Below are 16374 nucleotides of genomic sequence, written 5' to 3'. Positions count from 1 at the left end.
GCTGCTGCAGTCTCAAACCATGCTGACACTGTTGGGAGGCAGAGTTGGACCTGTTGCAGAACCGCAGCCTCGTGGATCGGGCTTGGTCACCGACGCCTTACGATCAATGGGTGGATGAGCTTCAAAGCATCTGTGGGAATTTCAACGCGCATACGATGAGCCGCGGCGACAGGGTGGTCGGTACGGCGAGCCGGATCGACGTGTGCGGCATGGAGTTCGCCCATGTTTCAAATGATCTCGACTATGTTCACCGCGATTGGGACGATATTCGCCGCGATGCCAACGAGCATCTGTTCCTGATCCTGCAGCTCGAGGGTGCTTGCGGCGTGGAACATTCCGGTCAACAGAACATCCTCGATGTCGGCGAATGCATTCTCGTGGACTCTACGCGACCGACGACATTTTATTTCCGGGGCCATTTCTCCAATCATCTGTCTCTGCACCTGCCGCGGCAATTGATGTATTCGGACAGCAGGATCGATTTCGACGTGGCGCGAAAGCTGATTGCGACCGATCCGATGGCGATGATGCTGCGCGCGCTGATCACCAAGATGATGACCACGCCGGACAGCGAAGCAGCCTCGCCGTTCCTTCGCCAACTCATGTTCGACACGACACGCCAAGCGTTTCTGTCGACGGGTATTCAGACGGCGAGCCTGAATTCGCTGCACGACAGCGCCAGCAAACGTATGCAAATGGTCGATATTCTCATCGACAAGCATCTGACCGACAGCGATCTGAATGCCAAGTGGCTCGCGACGAGGCTTGGCGTGTCGATCCGCACCCTGCAGCAGGATTTCCAGGGCATGGGCATGACCTGCACGACCGTCATCCGCGACAAGCGGCTGCGCTTCGCACGCGAAAAGATCGAGCAGCTCAAGGAGCAGCGCAACCAGACGACCATCGCCGAAGTCGCCTATTCGGCCGGATTCAACGACATTTCCTACTTCAATCGCAGCTTCAAAGAGCTGTTCGATTGTGCGCCGAGCGAATTGCTTCGCTCTGCCGAACCCGCCTATAAATTGGACTGAGGCATACTCTGCGCTCCAGTCCAAGACGAGGCGCGTTTCTCCCCAAGACGAGTTTTGCGGCAACGGCCATAGTCCTCCCGAAAGTCACGGGAGGAGAATGTCGTGAAGCAGTATACCCTGCTTATCGGTGGCGAGCCTGTTGCCACGTCCCATCATGCACCGGTCGCAAATCCGTCGAATGGCGAGGTGGTCGGTCATATGCCGCTTGCCGGCGAAGCAGACCTCGATCAGGCCGTTGCGGCCGCCGCCACCGCCTTCAAGACGTGGTCGCAAGTTTCGAGCGAAGAGCGCGCCAAGGCTTGCCGCGACATGGCGGAGAAGATCGACGAACATGCCGAGGAACTTGCCCAGATCCTCACGCGGGAGCAGGGCAAGCCGCTCAATGGCCTCGGCTCACGCTTTGAGATCGGCGCCGCGCTCGCCTGGACCCGCCATACCGCCGAGCTCGACCTGCCCGTTGAGGTCCTGCAGGACGATAATGAAGGCCGTGTCGAGCTGCATCGCAAGCCGATCGGCGTCGTCGGTTCGATCACGCCCTGGAACTGGCCAGTGATGATCGCCTGCTGGCATATCGTTCCGGCCGTGCGTGCCGGCAACACGGTCGTCATCAAGCCGTCGCCCCTGACCCCGCTTTCGACGATCCGCCTCGTCGAGATCATGAACGAGGTCCTGCCGCCCGGCGTCGTCAATATCGTCACCGGCGAAAACAGCATCGGCGCAGCACTCTCCGCCCATCCGGGCGTCGCCAAGATGATCTTCACCGGCTCGACGGAAACCGGCAAGAAGGTCATGGCATCGGCGGTCGCGACCCTGAAGCGGCTGACGCTGGAGCTCGGCGGCAATGATGCCGGCATCGTCCTGCCCGATGCCGATCCCAAGGCTATCGTCGAAGGTCTCTTCTGGGGCGCCTTCATCAATAACGGTCAGACCTGCGCGGCGCTGAAGCGTCTCTATGTGCACGACAGCATCTATGAAGAGGTCTGCCACGGCCTTGCTGATTACGCTTCCAAGATCGTCGTCGGTGATGGCCTGGACGAGGCGAGCATCCTTGGGCCGATACAGAACGAGATGCAATTCAACAAGGTGCGCGAACTGGTCGAGGATGCGCGTGCCCGTGGCGGCCGCATCCTGACCGGCGGTGCGCCAATGGATCGCCCGGGCTATTTCTATCCGATCACGCTCGTTGCCGATGTCGACCATGGCGTGCGGCTGGTCGATGAGGAGCAATTCGGTCCGGCCCTGCCGATCATCCGCTATAGCGACATCGACGAGGTCGTCGCCCGCGCCAATCAGAACCCGGCCGGTCTCGGCGGTTCCGTCTGGTCCTCCGATGCGGAGAAGGCGAAGCCCTATGCCGTGCAGCTCGAATGCGGTTCGGTCTGGATCAACAAGCACGGCACGATCCAGCCGAACGCACCTTTCGGCGGCGTGAAGCAGTCCGGCATCGGCGTCGAGTTCGGCGTGGAAGGACTGAAGGAATTCACGACAATCCAGACGGTGTTGAGCTGAGCCATGACGACTTACGATTATATCATCGTCGGCGGCGGCTCATCGGGTTGCGTACTGGCAAACCGGCTTTCGGAAAATCCGGCGCATAAGGTGCTGCTGATCGAGTCGGGGCGTCGGGATTCCGATCCCTGGATCCATATCCCCGCGACCTTCTTCAAGGTCCTGGGCAAGGGCATCGATATTCATCCCTATGCCTCGAACCCTGATAAGGGTTTGAATGGCCGGCCGAGCATCGTGCCGCAAGGCAATGTGCTGGGTGGCGGCAGCTCGGTGAATGCGATGATCTATATTCGCGGCCATCGCAACGACTACGATACCTGGTCGCAGATGGGCTGCCAGGGCTGGTCCTACGAGGATGTGCTTCCGGCCTTCCGCTCGCTGGAAAACAACGAGCGGCTGAACGGCGAATACCACGGCAGCAAGGGCAGCTTGCGCGTTTCCGATCCCCGCCACCGCCATCCGCTAAGCGAGGCCTTCGTCAAGGCGGCGACTGAGATCGGCATTCCTCATAATAACGATTTCAACGGCGCGGATCAGGCCGGCGTCGGCTTCTACCAAAGCACGACCTATGGCGGCCGACGCTGGAGTTCGGCCCAAGCCTTCCTACGCGAGGCGGAGAAGCGGCCGAACCTGACCGTGCTGACGGAGCGCAAGGTCGCCCGCATCCTGTTCGAGGGGCAGAAGGCCGTCGGCGTCGAGCTGCTCGACGGTACGATATTCAAGGCATCCCGCGAGATCGCGCTCACCGCCGGCGCCATCGCAACGCCGAAGATCCTGCAATTGTCCGGCATCGGCGATGGCGGGCATCTCTCCTCACTCGGCATCAAGGTCGTGGCGGACCTGCCCGGTGTAGGGAGCAATTATCAGGATCATCTGGAAGTTCCGGTGCAGGGTGAGACGCGGGAGCCGATTTCGATCCTCGGTCATGACAAGGGCCTTCGGGCTGCCGGTCACATGCTGCGCTATCTGACCTCGCATCGTGGGCTGTTGTCGTCGAACGTCGTCGAGTGCGGCGGTTTCGTCGACACCGCCGGCACGGGGCAGCCGGATGTGCAGTTCCACGTTCTGCCGGTCCTGATCGGCTTCGTCGACCGCGATCCGGAGCCAGGTCACGGCCTCAGCATCGGACCATGTTATCTGCGGCCGCGCTCGCGCGGTTGGATACGGCTGAAGAGCGCCAATCCGAACGAGCAGACGGATTTCAACGCCAATCTGCTTTCCGATCCCGCCGATCTTGAAACTTTGGTGCGCGGTGTCGAAACGGCGATCCGCATTCTCGATGCGCCGGCCCTTGCCAAGCTGGTCAAGCGCCGGGTGCTGCCGAAGCCGGGGGTCGAGAAGGATCCCGAAGCACTGCGCGATTACATCCGTCAATCCTGCAAGACCGTGTTCCATCCGGCTGGAACGGCGCGCATGGGCCGGGCGGACGATCGCATGGCCGTTGTCGGGCCGGACCTGAAGGTGCGTGGGATCGAGGGGCTGCGCGTCTGTGATGCCTCGGTCATGCCGACCCTTGTGTCGGGCAACACCAATGCCCCGACGATGATGATCGCGGCAAAGGCTGCTGCCTTCATGACAGGAAAGGCGATTTCCAGCTGAGCCGGAAATTGGGGAAGCAAAGAGCCCGTGGGGAGCGGGACAACAAACTGGAGGAGACAATGCGTATCAATCTGAGAGGGCTGGCAATCGGCCTTTTGCTGACGCTGGTTTCTGCGTTCAGCGCACATGCGGCCGCATCCTGCGGCGATAATAGCGGCAAGCCGGCAACGGGCGAGCCGATCGTCATCGGCGCCATTACCGGCAAGACCGGACCCGACGATTTTTCCAATTCCACCAAGGCGGCAAAGGCCTATTTCGATTGCCTGAACGCCAATGGCGGCATCAAGGGCCGACCGGTTAAATATCTGGTCGAGGACGATCAGTGGAACCCGGAGATCGCCGCGCAACTGGCGGCAAAGCTCGTCAACGACCAGAAGGCCGTGCTGATGGTCGGCAATTCCAGCTATGTCGAGTGCGGTGCGAACGCCGATTTCTACAAGAAGTCGGGCATTCTTGTCGTCGCCGGCGTCGGTGTGCCGCGTGAGTGCTATTTTGCTGAAAATTATGCGCCGACCAATGCCGGACCGCGCGTCTCGATGCTCGGCGCGATGGGCTATGCGCTCGACAAGCTGAATGCCAAGTCGGTCGTCTGCATCGGCCCGAACATTCCGAATGTCGGCACCTGGTCCTGCGACGGCGTGATGCTGCTCGCCAAGGAAAAGGGTTTTGCCGCGCAGACGATCCTGATGGATCCGGGCTCGGCCGACGCCACGTCGATCATCCTGCAGGCGGCTTCGAGCAAGCCTGATGTCATCGTGCTCGGCCTGTCGAAGGGCGTGACCGTGCCGCTGCTGACGGCTGCCGAAGAGCAGGGCCTCAATCAGACGATCACCTTCCTCAGCGCCGCCTCTGCCTATGATCTTTCGGTTCCATCGACCATCGGCTCGGGTTGGGACGGCAAGTTTTATGTCAACATGGAATTCAATGATCTCGAGGCAACGACGCCGGACAATCAGAACTGGCTCGCCGTCATGGACCAGTACGGCCAGAAGTCGGACCCGCGCGACACCTTTGCCCAGGCCGGTTATCTGGCGGCGCGCATCGCCGAAACGGCGCTGATGACGCTCGATCCAGGCAAGATCGATCGCGAGACCGCCTCTGCCGCCGTGCGCCGGATCAAGGACTTCAAGAGCGATATCTTCTGCGCTCCCTGGTACTTCGGTGATGGCCAGCCGCGCCACAACGCCAATTCGACGACGCGCATGGCCGTCGCCGAGGGCGGAAAGTGGAAGGTCGTCTCCGATTGCGCTCCGTCGCCTGATCCGGAGCTGAAGGACATCCGCGCCTTCGAAAAGTCCGCCGGCATCAACTGAGCCCTGACGCTTGCCATCGGTTCCGCGGCGGACGTCGCGGAGCCGAGCGACCCGAAAGGATCGATTCAATGAATCTTCTACCCTTCGTCATTTCCGGGCTGGGCATTGGCGCTGTCTATGCGCTGTCCGGCGTCGGACTTGTCGTCCTGTTTCGGGCGACCGGCGTACTCAACTTCGCATTCGGTGCCGTTGGCGCTATCGGTGCGCATTGCGCGTGGCAATTGCTGGAGTGGAAGATGCCGCTCGCCGTCGCCATCCTCGCCGCCGTTGCCGTCTCGACGGCGATCAGCTTTCTCTATGGCCGGATATTCGCGCCCATGCTGTCGCATCGCGATATCGTCGTGCGCGCCGTCGGCACCTTGGCGCCTGCGCTGATCCTGATCGCGATTATGGGCGTCATCTGGGGCGAGTTGCCGCGTCGCCTGCAGTTTCCGACCGACCAGATGTTCGTGTCGATTTTCGCTGTGCGCCTCACCTTCACGCGCATCATCGCCATCATCCTCGCCGTCGTCATGGTCGTTGCCATTACGCTGCTTTTGACCCGCACGCGCCTGGGCCTCGACATGCGCGCGCTTGCCAATGATCGTGATCTCAGCGCCATTCTCGGCGTGCGCATCCTTTATACGGAGACCGCTGCCTGGATCATGACCGGCATCTTCTCGGGCTTTGCCGGCCTGTTGCTGGCCGATCTCGTCCGGCTGCAGGGAACCTTTCTGACCTTGCTGGTCATACCTGCAATCGCGGCTGCGATCCTCGGCCAGTTGCAGTCGCTGTGGCAAACGGCCGTTGCTGGCATTCTGATCGGCATCGCCGAAGCCGTGCTGACGCCGATCGCCTGGATATCGCCCTATCGCGCAGCGGCACCGTTTGTCATCGCGCTTATCGCAGTCACCATCCTGGGAGGCACCGCGAAAGTCGCGTTGAAGGACCGATGAGCATTCAGCAGCAAACAATCGACCCAACCGCCGAAGGCATATCGATGGTGCGCCTGCCCAAGCAGCTTCTTCATGCGCCCGTGACGATGTTGGTCTTTTCGATCCTCGTCGCCTGCCTTGCCAATTCCTTCTGGCTGTCCGCCGCAACATCCGCGGTCGCTTTGTCGCTGTCCGTTGCGGGCCTTGCCATTCTCTATGGTCAGCTTGGTCTGGTCTCCCTTTGCCAGTTTGCGCTTGTCGGTGTCGGCGGCTGGGTGACGCTTCGCGTCGGGCACGCTTTTCATCCGCCGTTCGAATTGAGCCTGCTTGCGGGCGGTGTCGTCGCTTCGGTGGTGGGACTGGCATTCGGCGTGCCGGCACTGCGCCTGCGTGGCCTCTATCTCGCGCTCGTGACGCTGATGCTGGCCGGCGCCTTCCAGATCGTCATCAGTGCCTGGGGCTTCCCCGATGGCGGTCTCGGTTTCCTGGGTCGGGCGGATGGTTCTGGCCGCGCGATGCTGGCACGGCCGGCAATCGCCGATGGCGAAGTCTCCTATTTCCTCTATGTCTGTGCGGTAGCGGCAATCGGCCTGCTAATCGCGCAGTGGCATAAGCTCGCCCATCCCGGCCGCGCTTGGGCGCTTATCCGCAAGGGCGAGACGGTTGCTGTTGCAAGCGGCGTCAATGTGCTGATCTACAAGGCCTGGGCATTTGCATTGAGCGGCTTTCTCGCCGGCCTTGCTGGCGGTTTGCTGGCGGGCAATGTCGGCCAGCTTGACGGGCGCGCCTTCGGTGCCTTCGAAAGCCTCAACCTCTTCGCCCTCGCCATCGTCGGCGGTGTCTTCAATTGGTACGGCGCCGTCATTGCGGGCCTGCTGCTGCGTGCAGTACCTGCACTGCTGACCGACCTTGGCATTGACGGCTATGTCACGATCGGGATCTTCGGCGTCGCCCTGTTCCATGCGCTGGCGACCGCGCCGACAGGCATTGCCGGTCAGATATCGGTTCTCATTGCCCGGCTGAATGCCGCTCTTTCCCGGGGGAGGGCAGGATGATCAAGATCGACAATCTCATCGTCCAATTCGGTGGTATCAGGCCGATCAATGAGCTCAGCGCCGTGCTGACAGCGCCTGTCGCCGGACTCATCGGCCCGAATGGTGCGGGCAAGACGACGTTGCTCAACGTACTCTCCGGGTTCGTGAAACCCATCCACGGCACAGTCTCGCTTGGCGAGCGGGCGTTGCTGCCGCTGACGCCACTGCAGCGGGTGCGTTCCGGCTTGCGCCGTTCATTCCAGACGGAGCAGGTGGTCGAGGATCTGACGGTTGCCGGTAACATCGCCGCAATCGCCGATCATGTCGTTAGCACCGGGCATCATACTCGTGCGATCGACCAGGCTCTTACCTTTGTCGGCCTGACGGATGTTGCCGATCGGCTCGGCCAATCCCTCAATCTTTTCCAGCGCCGCCTCGTCGAGTTGGCAAAATGCGTAGTCGGCGAGCCGAAACTCATTCTGCTCGACGAGCCGGCCGCAGGCCTGACCGAAGAGGAAGGCAGAGCCTTTCGCGAAATGGTGCTGCGCATTCCGGCGGAGTTCCGGGCGCAGGTGCTGATCATCGACCATGACGTCGATCTCATCCGGTCCATGTGCGGCGAAACCATGGTGCTCGATTACGGCAAGCTCCTGGCGCTCGGCCCAACGCAGGCCGTGCTGGCCGATCCGAACGTGCGGCGCGCCTATCTGGGGGAATTTTGACATGGGCATCGCATCCGAAGTCAGCGTCGAAAATCTCGTCGTCGAGCGCGGCGGCAAGCGCGTCATTCATGACGTTTCTTTTTCGGTCGCGGCCGGGAAGATCACGACGTTGCTCGGCGCCAACGGGTCCGGCAAGTCGAGCACGGTCATGGCCATGGCGGGCGTCCTGCCGCGTGGCGGTTCCGTGCGCCTGGGCATCACAGCGTTCGAAGGGTTTTCGCCCGACCGCATTCGCCGGGCTGGTCTTGCGCTCGTGCCGGAAGGGCATCGCGTGCTCGGGCAGCTTTCCGTCGAAGATAATATTCTCGTCGCGGCGCTTGAGGGATCAGCTGCTGCGCGGCGGGAAGGTCTGGCGCATGCCTATGAGATTTTTCCGGAACTTTCGGAGCGGCGGCGCCAGTCGGCGTCGGATCTTTCCGGCGGTCAGAAGCAGATGGTGGCCATGGCGCAGGCCTTTATTGCCAAACCCCGCTTCATGATCGTCGACGAACTATCGCTCGGCCTGGCGCCGGCCGTCGTCAAGCGGCTGGCCGAGGCGCTGAAAATCGCCGCCCACCGCGGCATCGGCGTCCTGCTGATCGAGCAGTTTGCCAATCTCGCGCTCGATCTGGCCGATCAGGCTCTTGTTTTGGAGCGCGGGCGCCTCGTCTTTTCCGGCACCGCCGCGACGCTCAAGGCCCAGCCGGACATTCTGCATGGCGCTTATCTGGCAAGCTGAAGCGACGAAAATATTTCGCCTTTTTGAGGACAGCAATCATGGCCGCAGCACTTCATCGGCATGTCGACAGCGCCAGCGGTCGAGCGTTTGCGGGGCTGGCACGCAATCTCTTCGGCAATGTCCGGCTCGATTTCGGCACCGCAGATGAAGAAAAGAGCCGGCTGATCTCGGCCATGTTGGGCACTTGCCGGCTGACACGGCTGGAGGCGGATCGGCATGTCGTGTTCGGCGATTGTGTGATGGCGGCACCTGATAATCCTGACGCGATCAAGCTGATCGTGCAGACGGAAGGCAGCGCCTCGCTCGCACAGGGCGGATTGCATGCCCCGGTCTCGCGGAATGCGCTTGTCATCTACGACCCCAGCCGCCCCTATATGCTGACGAACAGCACGCCGGTTCGCCAATTGCTGTTGCAATTGCCGCGCCACGCGCTGCCCCATGCGGCCGTGGAACGATTGGCACAGCCTTTCACTGTCCATGCCGAGCAAGACGGCATGTGCCGAATTTTGCTCGCGCTCATGGACTCGACCTTCCATGAGATCGATCATCTTGACGAGGCTCGGCGTTCGAGTGTCGGCCAGACCATGATCGAGCTCGTGCGCACCATGATTGGCGCCGATCAGCAACAGGCTAGGCCGGTTGCCAATCCGCTGGGTGTGCTGCTGCAGCGGATCAAGGATTTCATCGATATCAATCTCGAATGGCCGGATCTGACGGTAACGATGATCGCGCGCCGCATGGGCTGCTCGGTACGTTACGTCTACCGTGCATTCGAGGTCGAGTGCCTGACTCCTTCGGATTACATCTGGGATCTGCGCGTGCAGAAAGCTGCGGCACAGTTGCAGGACGCCGACGGCTATGCGGGAGAAATATCCGAGATTGCCTTTGCTCTCGGCTTTTCCTCCAGCGCGCATTTTTCGCGCGCATTCCGCCATCGCTACGGTGTTTCGCCGTCGCAATGGCGCAAGGCCAGGATGTCCTAGACGGATAAGGTGGCCCGGCTGGAGCCGAGCCATCTTGTTCCTCATCGCATCGATTCGGCCACCCTCAGCGTATCCGTGAACTGCTCGAAACGCCGGATCTTGCCTCCTGCCACGCCCCAGACATGCACGACACGGGCTTTGAAGGCCTTTCCGGTCTGCTTGTTCGTGCCGCTATAACCTCCGACGGCAACGACCTCGTCACCGGCGTCGAGAAGACGTTCGAGCGTGAAGGTGTATCCGTCGAAGGCTCGCCCGAGCGCCTGGAAGACGTTCTTGAAGATTTCCTGCGGGCCGACATAGGTGCCGGCGCAGGGAAAGCCATCCATCTCCGTCCAGCGGCAATCGGAGGCGATGTCGGCGAGCATGCCATCCACGTCGCGGCGGTCGTTGGCGTCGTAATGCGCCTTTACGATATCGAATGCTTTGCGCATGGCGTCCTCACACAGGTTCTTGGCCGGGCAGGTAATAGGTCATCGACGCCTTGCGAATGAAGGCGCCGGCCGGGCTGTTCTGGATGCGGCCGTCGCCGGTGATACCCAGGAACTTGCCTGTAGAGCGCATGTCATTGAAATTATAGAAAAAAGTGGATGCGACCGCGATCTTGAATTCGCGGAAAGTGAAGATGTAGAGGTTGTCGTCGAACTTATAGGTCGTGGTGAGATCAACGTCGCCGTGGCCGCGTTGAACGCCGACAAGGCATTGCCAAGCATAGCGCTCAGACGAGAGATAGGTGTGCTCGTAGACGTGGTTGGGACTGTAGGTGAAATGTGCCCTCAGCCCGATCAGATCGCGGCTCTCATGCGGCACCAGCCCGCTCGCCGCACCGCCCTCGATGACGCCGGGCCGGAAGATCTGTGCGACCTGCGGCTCGCCGACAGAATCCTTGAGATCCCGAACGATGGAGTAGATGGAAAGCACGCGGCGCGTTTCGGTGTTGAGGATCAGCGTCTCGGCCTCCTTGGGGCGACCGGCAAAGATGATCTCGACGAAATAGGTCTTCGGCGCTACTTCGATCACCTCGGACATGTCGGTGCCACCGTCCTTGCCGTCGGACCATCTGACTTCGCCCTTCACAAAGGCAAGCTCCAGCGTGCGACCGTCGTCGAACGAGATCCTGTGAGACGATCCGGTCAGGGCCTCCGTTGCAGGCAGGCGGTTCGTATCGATGCCATAGGCGAATTCGTCGTAGGTTTTCCAGTCCTTGGGATTCTGGTTCATCAGTGTCTCCTCCCTGTTATTCTGCAAATGCCAAGGTCGGCAGATCGACCGTGCCGGCGCCGCCGTCGACGGTTAGGACCGCGCCGTTGATCATCGATGCTTCGCCCGAAGCCAGGAAGCAGACGGCATTGGCGACATCCTCGGCGGTCGCCGGCCGGCCAAGCGGTACGTCCTTGGTGACGAGCGCGTAGGCCTCCTCGATGCTGCTCAGCTTGTATTTCTCGACGATGAATTCCATCTGCTCGTCGGCCATGGCTGTCGTGACCCAGCCGGGGCACACGCTGTTGGTGCGCACGCCCTTGCGGCCATAGTCGCGGGCCAGAGATTTCGCGAGGCCGATGCAGCCATGCTTCATGGTGACGTAGCCCGCCGCATCCGGCCCGGCGAAGAGCCCGGCAATCGAGGCGAGGACGACGATGTTGCCCCGGCTCCTGATGAGATGCGGCAGGGATTCACGGGCACTGACGAAGGCGGTGTTGAGATTGAGGCGGACGGCGAGGTCCCATGTTTCGTCCGACATGCTGACCGTCGGCCCAACGCCGTGACCGCCGGCATTGGCAATGAGGATATCGAGGCCTCCGAAGGTTTCTACGACCTTTTCGACAGCCGCTTTCATGGCGGCGCTATCGGCCGCATCAGCCACGACGACGGCAGCGCCGATCTCTTCGGCAACGGCGCGAAGCGGTTCAGGACGGCGACCTACGAGTGCGACATTGCCGCCCTCTTGCCGGATGCGGCGCGCGACCGCCGCTCCGATGCCCGTGCCGCCGCCGGTGATCAAGGCGGTCTTGTTCTTGAAACGCATGTTTCCTCCTCCTGGCTTTCCGGCTCATGATGACCGGTGTGTCTGGAGGCGTCGCGTCCAGCTCTGCAGTCTGTTTTGACTGAGCGTGCACAATGCAGCCCGCGCGTGGGGAATCCCCACGATTGGAAGCAGCCAAACGTGCAATGTCCGAGGAGGTTCAGGAAATCAGTAGACTTTTGCGTCCGCCGGCGGCTTGGCGGCATCAGCCTTCTTGAAATCATCCAGGAGCTTGGTCGTGGCATTGGCAAGCAGGGTGACGTCGTTGCCAATCGCGACGAAGGTCGCGCCAAGTTCGAGATAGCGTTTCGCAAGCGAGAGGTCGCCGATCAGGATGCCGGCCGCCTTGCCATGCGACTGGATCTTCGCAAGCGCCTTTTCGACTTCTGCCTGCACTTCAGGTGCGCCCGGCTTGCCGAGATAGCCCATATCTGCGGCGAGATCGGCGGGGCCGATGAAGATTCCATCGACGCCCTCGGTCGAGGCGATGTCATCGAGCGCGGCAAGCCCGGCGCGGTTTTCCACCTGCAGGAGCAGACAGATCTCGTCATTCGCCGTCGGCAGATAGTCCGGAATACGGTTAAAGGCGGAAGCGCGGGCAAGGGCAGCACCGACACCGCGCACGCCATGCGGCGGATATCGCACTGCCCTGACCATGGCTTCGGCCATCTCCTTGCTGTCGACCATCGGGATCAGCAGGGTCTGAGCGCCGATATCGAGCATCTGCTTGATGATCCAGGTCTCGCCGATCGGCGGGCGGATCACCGCATGGCTGGCAGTGCCCTTCATCGCCTGCAATTGCGACACGAGAAGCGGCACATCATTCGGCGCATGCTCGGCGTCGAGCAGCAGCCAGTCGTATCCGGCGCCGGCGCAGATCTCGACGGTGTAGGCATTGGCAAGCGCCTGCCAGAGGCCGATCTGCGCCCGCCCTTCCCTCAGGGCCTGTTTGAAAAGATTCTTGGGCGCCGGCATGCTGCACTCCCTCATGCAAAGAACAGGCTGACCGAGCCGTAGGGACCGAAATCGGCATTGATCGTGTCGCCGTGCCGCGCCTCGATCGGGCGGATGAAGGAGCCGGCGAGCACGATCTGGCCGGCTTCGATGCCATCGCCATATTGCGACAGTCGATTGGCAAGCCAGGCGATGCCGCGTGCGGGCTGGTTGAGCACGCCGGCGCCAAGGCCGGTTTCCTCGACCTCGGCATTGCGGCTGACGATCGCGCCCATCCAGCGCATGTCGATCTGGTCCGGCCGCACGGCGCGACCACCGGTGACGATGCCGGCATTGGCGGCGTTGTCGGAGATGGTGTCGACGATGGTGCGCACCTTCTTCGTCTCCGGATCGACCCGGAGGATACGGGTATCCAGGATTTCGAGGGCAGGCGTCACGTAGTCGGTGGCATTCAGCACATCGAAGATCGAGATATCAGGCCCCTTGAGTGGAGCCTTCATCACGAAGGCGATCTCGGCCTCGATGCGCGGCTGGATGAAGCGATCGGCCGGTACGGTCGCACCATCCTCGAAGACCATATCGTCGAAGAGCACGCCGGAATCGGGAATATTGATGTTGAGGGCATATTGCATCGCCTTCGACGTCAGCCCGATCTTCCAGCCGATTGGCTTGCGGCCGCTCGCAATCTTCTTTTTCACCCAGGCGCTCTGGACGGCATAGGAATCGTCCATGGTCATTTGCGGGTGCTTGAGCGAGAGAAGCCCGGTCTGGACACGGGTCCGCTCTGCCTGATCGAGGCTTTCGGCGGCTGCCTGGATTTCGTCATGGGACAGCATCAGAGCACCTCGTCGGCGATCGTGTTCTTCAGGATACCGAGGCCGTCGGCTTCGACTTCGACGACATCGCCGGGTTTCAGCCAGATCGGCGGATCGAAGCGGGCGCCGGCGCCGGTCGGCGTGCCCGTGACGATGACGTCGCCGGGGACGAGCGTGGTGAAGGTAGAGATGTAGTTGATGATCTTGCGGAAGGAGAAGATCATCCGGCTCGTGTGGTCGCTCTGGCGCACTTCGCCGTTGACGCGAGTCTTAAGCTCGATGTCTTCAAGCTGTGCTGCATCGGTGAAGGGGATCAGCCAGGGCCCGATCGCGCCGGTGCGATCGAAGTTCTTGCCCTGGGTGACGTTGAATTTCGCATGGCGCACCCAGTCGCGGATCGTGCCCTCATTGCAGAGCGACAAAGCCGCGATATGGGAGAAGGCATCGGCTTCGGCGATCCGGCGACCACCCCTGCCGATGATGATGACGATCTCGCCTTCATAGTCTAGCTGCGGGCTTTCCGGCGGTCGGATCAAGGGCTGATCATGCCCAGTGAACGACCGCGGAAAGCGGATGAAGAGGGAAGGGTTGGAAGGGGCCGCCTGCCCATCCTTGTATTCCTCGTTGCGGTCGGGGAAGTTAACCCCGACGCAAATGATCTTTTCCGGCGACGGAATGGGAATTTCGAAGCGGATGTCGTCGAACGCGAAATCCGGCTTCAGCGCCTTGCCTTCCTCGGCGAGTTGAGCGAGGCGACCGGCCTCGATGACTTCGCGGAGCGTCGGCCATGTTGCGCCATGGCGGGCAGAGAGGTCGACGACACCATCGGTCTTGACGAGACCATATTTCAGGGTGCCGTGGTGAGAAAAGCTGGCGAGGCGGGGCCGTTCGGTCAAAATGGTCTCCTATGTCAAACTGCGGGCAATCTCGGTGATCACCGTGAAGGCCATGTCGGCGTCATCGCGGGTCATCTCGAACTGGCCTGCCTGGAAGCGAATAGCGATACGCCCGTCGACGCGTGTTTGCGTGAGATAGATGCGGCCATCGTCGTTGATGGCGTTGACCAGCGCAATATTGTGCCGGTCGACGTCCTCACCGCCTTTGTGGCGGAAGGAGAAGAGCGAGAGCACCGGTTCGCTAACGAGTTCGAAATCCGGCTCGGCGGCAAGTCGTTTTGCCAGTTCTTCCGACCAGGCCACATGGTTGCGGATCATTGTGCGCAGCCCTTCAAGCCCGTGATAGCGCATGAGAAACCAGAGTTTCAGCGCGCGAAAACGACGGCCGAGCGGCACGGACCATTCGGAGTAGTCGATGATGCCGTCATGGCCATGCGTCTTCAGGTATTCCGGCTGAATGGCGAGCGTGCGTACCTGGTCTTCCGGGCTGCGGATGAACTGTACCGAGCAATCGAAATTGGCACCGAGCCATTTGTGAGGGTTGAAGACGATGGAGTCCGCAGCCTCGACACCATCCCAAAGCCGACGGAACTCCGGGCAAATCATCGCGGAGCCGGCCCAGGCGGCGTCGACATGCAGGTAGAGCCCGTGCGCCTTCACGACTTCCGCAACGGCGCGGATCGGGTCGCAGGCGCCGATAGAGGTGCCGCCCGTGCAGGCGATGACGCCGGCCGGAATATGGCCGGCGGCAAGGTCGGCCTTGATCGCGGCATCGAGCGCTTCAGGGTCCATGCCGTTGAGCGGACCCTTGGTGGGAACGCGCACGAGATTCGCCTCGCCGATGCCGGCTATCCAGATCGCCCGGTCAATGGAGGTGTGCACCTGTTTGGAGGCATAGACGCGTACGGCCTTGTGCGCTGAAAGCCCCTCGCTGTTGCCCTTCCAGCCGAGAGCTTTTTCGCGCATCACAAGGACGGCTGCGAGCGTCGCAGTTGAGGCGGAATCCTGGATGACACCGGCAAAACCATTCGGAAGTCCCATAGCTTGTCGCAGCCAGTCGACCACGCGAGTTTCAAGCTCTGTCGCCGCCGGCGATGTCTGCCACAGCATGCACTGCGCAGCAATGGAGGTGACGAGATAGTCTGCGATCACCGAGACTGGTGCGGCATTTGCCGGGAAATAGGCGAAGAAGCGAGGGTGCTGCCAGTGCGTCAGACCATCCGGAATGATGCGCTCGAAATCGGCGAAGATCGCCTCCATGGCCTCGCCCGCTTCTGGTGCCGCATCAGCGATTTGCCGGGCGATGTCGCCAGGCTTCGTTTGCGCCCGTACCGGCCGCTCGCGCAGGCCCGCGCGATAATCGGTGCCCCAGTCGGCGACTTTTCGAGACCAATGACGGAATTCTTCGCTGTCCATATATCATTCCCTATTTGGTACTGCGTTGTCTCGGCGCTGTGCCATCCCCTGCGCAATGTTCCACGGCGAACAGCCGGCTCTTTCAATTGCTGCAGCCTCGCCGTGAGACGAAAGCTGGGATGGGTCATGCTTATCTCGGGCCTTCCTTGGCCTCAGACGACGCCGCCGAGGCAGACATATTTGATTTCGGTGAACTCCTCGATGCCGTAGCGCGATCCCTCGCGGCCGAGACCGGAGAGTTTGACGCCGCCGAATGGCGCTTCGGCCGTCGAGATCAGGCCGGTATTGACGCCGACCATGCCGTATTCGAGCGCTTCTGCGACGCGGAAGACGCGGGCGAGATCCTTGGCATAGAAATAGGAGGCAAGACCGAATTCGGTGTCGTTGGCCTGGGCAATGACATCGGCCTCATCCTTGAAGCGGAAGAGCGGAGCCACCGGTCCGAAAGTC

General features: G+C 61.5%; 17 protein-coding genes. 9 read left to right on the top strand and 8 right to left on the bottom strand.

Features of this window, described 5'->3' with window-relative positions:
• Positions 1-44 precede the first annotated feature (44 nt).
• From PH547_RS25070 to PH547_RS25030, 9 genes are all read left to right on the top strand, one after another.
• Complete coding sequence (locus PH547_RS25070; RefSeq protein ID WP_285169682.1) at positions 45-1031, top strand: helix-turn-helix domain-containing protein; 987 nt, start codon at positions 45-47, stop codon at positions 1029-1031.
• A 102-nt stretch (positions 1032-1133) separates the two neighbouring features.
• Positions 1134-2540 carry an aldehyde dehydrogenase family protein gene (locus PH547_RS25065; RefSeq protein WP_285169681.1) on the top strand — a complete coding sequence of 469 codons (1407 nt, stop codon included), beginning with the start codon at positions 1134-1136 and terminating at the stop codon, positions 2538-2540.
• A 3-nt stretch (positions 2541-2543) separates the two neighbouring features.
• Positions 2544-4139 carry a GMC family oxidoreductase gene (locus tag PH547_RS25060; RefSeq protein WP_285169679.1) on the top strand — a complete coding sequence of 532 codons (1596 nt, stop codon included), beginning with the start codon at positions 2544-2546 and terminating at the stop codon, positions 4137-4139.
• Between the two features lie 59 nt (positions 4140-4198).
• Positions 4199-5452, top strand: a complete 1254-nt coding sequence (locus PH547_RS25055; RefSeq protein WP_285169678.1) for an ABC transporter substrate-binding protein — start codon at positions 4199-4201, stop codon at positions 5450-5452.
• A 68-nt stretch (positions 5453-5520) separates the two neighbouring features.
• Positions 5521-6387 carry a branched-chain amino acid ABC transporter permease gene (locus PH547_RS25050; protein ID WP_285169677.1) on the top strand — a complete coding sequence of 289 codons (867 nt, stop codon included), beginning with the start codon at positions 5521-5523 and terminating at the stop codon, positions 6385-6387.
• Complete coding sequence (locus PH547_RS25045) at positions 6384-7421, top strand: branched-chain amino acid ABC transporter permease (protein ID WP_285169676.1); 1038 nt, start codon at positions 6384-6386, stop codon at positions 7419-7421. Before PH547_RS25050 ends, PH547_RS25045 begins: the two co-directional genes overlap by 4 nt.
• Positions 7418-8122 (top strand): ABC transporter ATP-binding protein, encoded by a 705-nt coding sequence (locus PH547_RS25040; RefSeq protein WP_285169675.1) that lies wholly within the window; start codon positions 7418-7420, stop codon positions 8120-8122. Before PH547_RS25045 ends, PH547_RS25040 begins: the two co-directional genes overlap by 4 nt.
• Before the next feature lies 1 nt (position 8123).
• Complete coding sequence (locus tag PH547_RS25035; RefSeq protein WP_104826030.1) at positions 8124-8840, top strand: ABC transporter ATP-binding protein; 717 nt, start codon at positions 8124-8126, stop codon at positions 8838-8840.
• A 38-nt stretch (positions 8841-8878) separates the two neighbouring features.
• The gene (locus PH547_RS25030) at positions 8879-9823 is read left to right on the top strand and encodes an AraC-like ligand-binding domain-containing protein (protein ID WP_104826031.1); all 945 of its coding nucleotides are present in this window, start codon (positions 8879-8881) and stop codon (positions 9821-9823) included.
• Positions 9824-9864: 41 nt separating this feature from the next.
• Here PH547_RS25030 and PH547_RS25025 read toward each other — a convergent pair whose 3' ends face one another.
• From PH547_RS25025 to PH547_RS24990, 8 genes are all read right to left on the bottom strand, one after another.
• Positions 9865-10254: a nuclear transport factor 2 family protein gene (locus tag PH547_RS25025; RefSeq protein WP_285169674.1), complete on the bottom strand. Its 390-nt coding sequence runs from the start codon at positions 10252-10254 to the stop codon at positions 9865-9867.
• A 7-nt stretch (positions 10255-10261) separates the two neighbouring features.
• Complete coding sequence (locus tag PH547_RS25020) at positions 10262-11041, bottom strand: MoaF C-terminal domain-containing protein (RefSeq protein ID WP_285169673.1); 780 nt, start codon at positions 11039-11041, stop codon at positions 10262-10264.
• A 16-nt stretch (positions 11042-11057) separates the two neighbouring features.
• On the bottom strand, positions 11058-11846 hold the full coding sequence (locus tag PH547_RS25015; RefSeq protein ID WP_285169672.1) for an SDR family NAD(P)-dependent oxidoreductase: 789 nt from the start codon (positions 11844-11846) through the stop codon (positions 11058-11060).
• A gap of 165 nt (positions 11847-12011) precedes the next feature.
• Positions 12012-12818, bottom strand: a complete 807-nt coding sequence (gene hpaI, locus PH547_RS25010; protein WP_285169671.1) for a 4-hydroxy-2-oxoheptanedioate aldolase — start codon at positions 12816-12818, stop codon at positions 12012-12014.
• Positions 12819-12829: 11 nt separating this feature from the next.
• On the bottom strand, positions 12830-13633 hold the full coding sequence (gene hpaH / locus PH547_RS25005; protein ID WP_285169670.1) for a 2-oxo-hept-4-ene-1,7-dioate hydratase: 804 nt from the start codon (positions 13631-13633) through the stop codon (positions 12830-12832).
• Positions 13633-14463 (bottom strand): fumarylacetoacetate hydrolase family protein, encoded by an 831-nt coding sequence (locus PH547_RS25000; RefSeq protein WP_483315580.1) that lies wholly within the window; start codon positions 14461-14463, stop codon positions 13633-13635. Before PH547_RS25000 ends, hpaH begins: the two co-directional genes overlap by 1 nt.
• 54 nt (positions 14464-14517) lie before the next feature.
• Positions 14518-15924, bottom strand: coding sequence for a pyridoxal phosphate-dependent decarboxylase family protein (locus PH547_RS24995; protein ID WP_285169668.1), 1407 nt, complete (start codon positions 15922-15924; stop codon positions 14518-14520).
• A 152-nt stretch (positions 15925-16076) separates the two neighbouring features.
• The coding region (locus PH547_RS24990; RefSeq protein ID WP_285169667.1) for an aldehyde dehydrogenase family protein at positions 16077-16374 on the bottom strand (298 nt) is incomplete at its 5' end.

This window comes from Rhizobium cerradonense, from assembly GCF_030182455.1.
Taxonomy (GTDB): Bacteria; Pseudomonadota; Alphaproteobacteria; order Rhizobiales; family Rhizobiaceae; genus Rhizobium.
This window is presented reverse-complemented; position numbering and strand designations above follow the sequence as displayed.

Bases quoted from the DNA above. Each gene is read 5' to 3' on its own strand.
- PH547_RS25060 (WP_285169679.1), top strand. From the start codon at position 2,544: ATGACGACTTACGATTATATCATCGTCGGCGGCGGCTCATCGGGTTGC.
- PH547_RS25055 (WP_285169678.1), top strand. From the start codon at position 4,199: ATGCGTATCAATCTGAGAGGGCTGGCAATCGGCCTTTTGCTGACGCTG.
- PH547_RS25050 (WP_285169677.1), top strand. From the start codon at position 5,521: ATGAATCTTCTACCCTTCGTCATTTCCGGGCTGGGCATTGGCGCTGTC.
- PH547_RS25045 (WP_285169676.1), top strand. From the start codon at position 6,384: ATGAGCATTCAGCAGCAAACAATCGACCCAACCGCCGAAGGCATATCG.
- PH547_RS25040 (WP_285169675.1), top strand. From the start codon at position 7,418: ATGATCAAGATCGACAATCTCATCGTCCAATTCGGTGGTATCAGGCCG.
- PH547_RS25035 (WP_104826030.1), top strand. From the start codon at position 8,124: ATGGGCATCGCATCCGAAGTCAGCGTCGAAAATCTCGTCGTCGAGCGC.
- PH547_RS25030 (WP_104826031.1), top strand. From the start codon at position 8,879: ATGGCCGCAGCACTTCATCGGCATGTCGACAGCGCCAGCGGTCGAGCG.
- PH547_RS25025 (WP_285169674.1), bottom strand. From the start codon at position 10,254: ATGCGCAAAGCATTCGATATCGTAAAGGCGCATTACGACGCCAACGAC.
- PH547_RS25020 (WP_285169673.1), bottom strand. From the start codon at position 11,041: ATGAACCAGAATCCCAAGGACTGGAAAACCTACGACGAATTCGCCTAT.
- PH547_RS25015 (WP_285169672.1), bottom strand. From the start codon at position 11,846: ATGCGTTTCAAGAACAAGACCGCCTTGATCACCGGCGGCGGCACGGGC.
- hpaI (WP_285169671.1), bottom strand. From the start codon at position 12,818: ATGCCGGCGCCCAAGAATCTTTTCAAACAGGCCCTGAGGGAAGGGCGG.
- hpaH (WP_285169670.1), bottom strand. From the start codon at position 13,633: ATGCTGTCCCATGACGAAATCCAGGCAGCCGCCGAAAGCCTCGATCAG.
- PH547_RS24995 (WP_285169668.1), bottom strand. From the start codon at position 15,924: ATGGACAGCGAAGAATTCCGTCATTGGTCTCGAAAAGTCGCCGACTGG.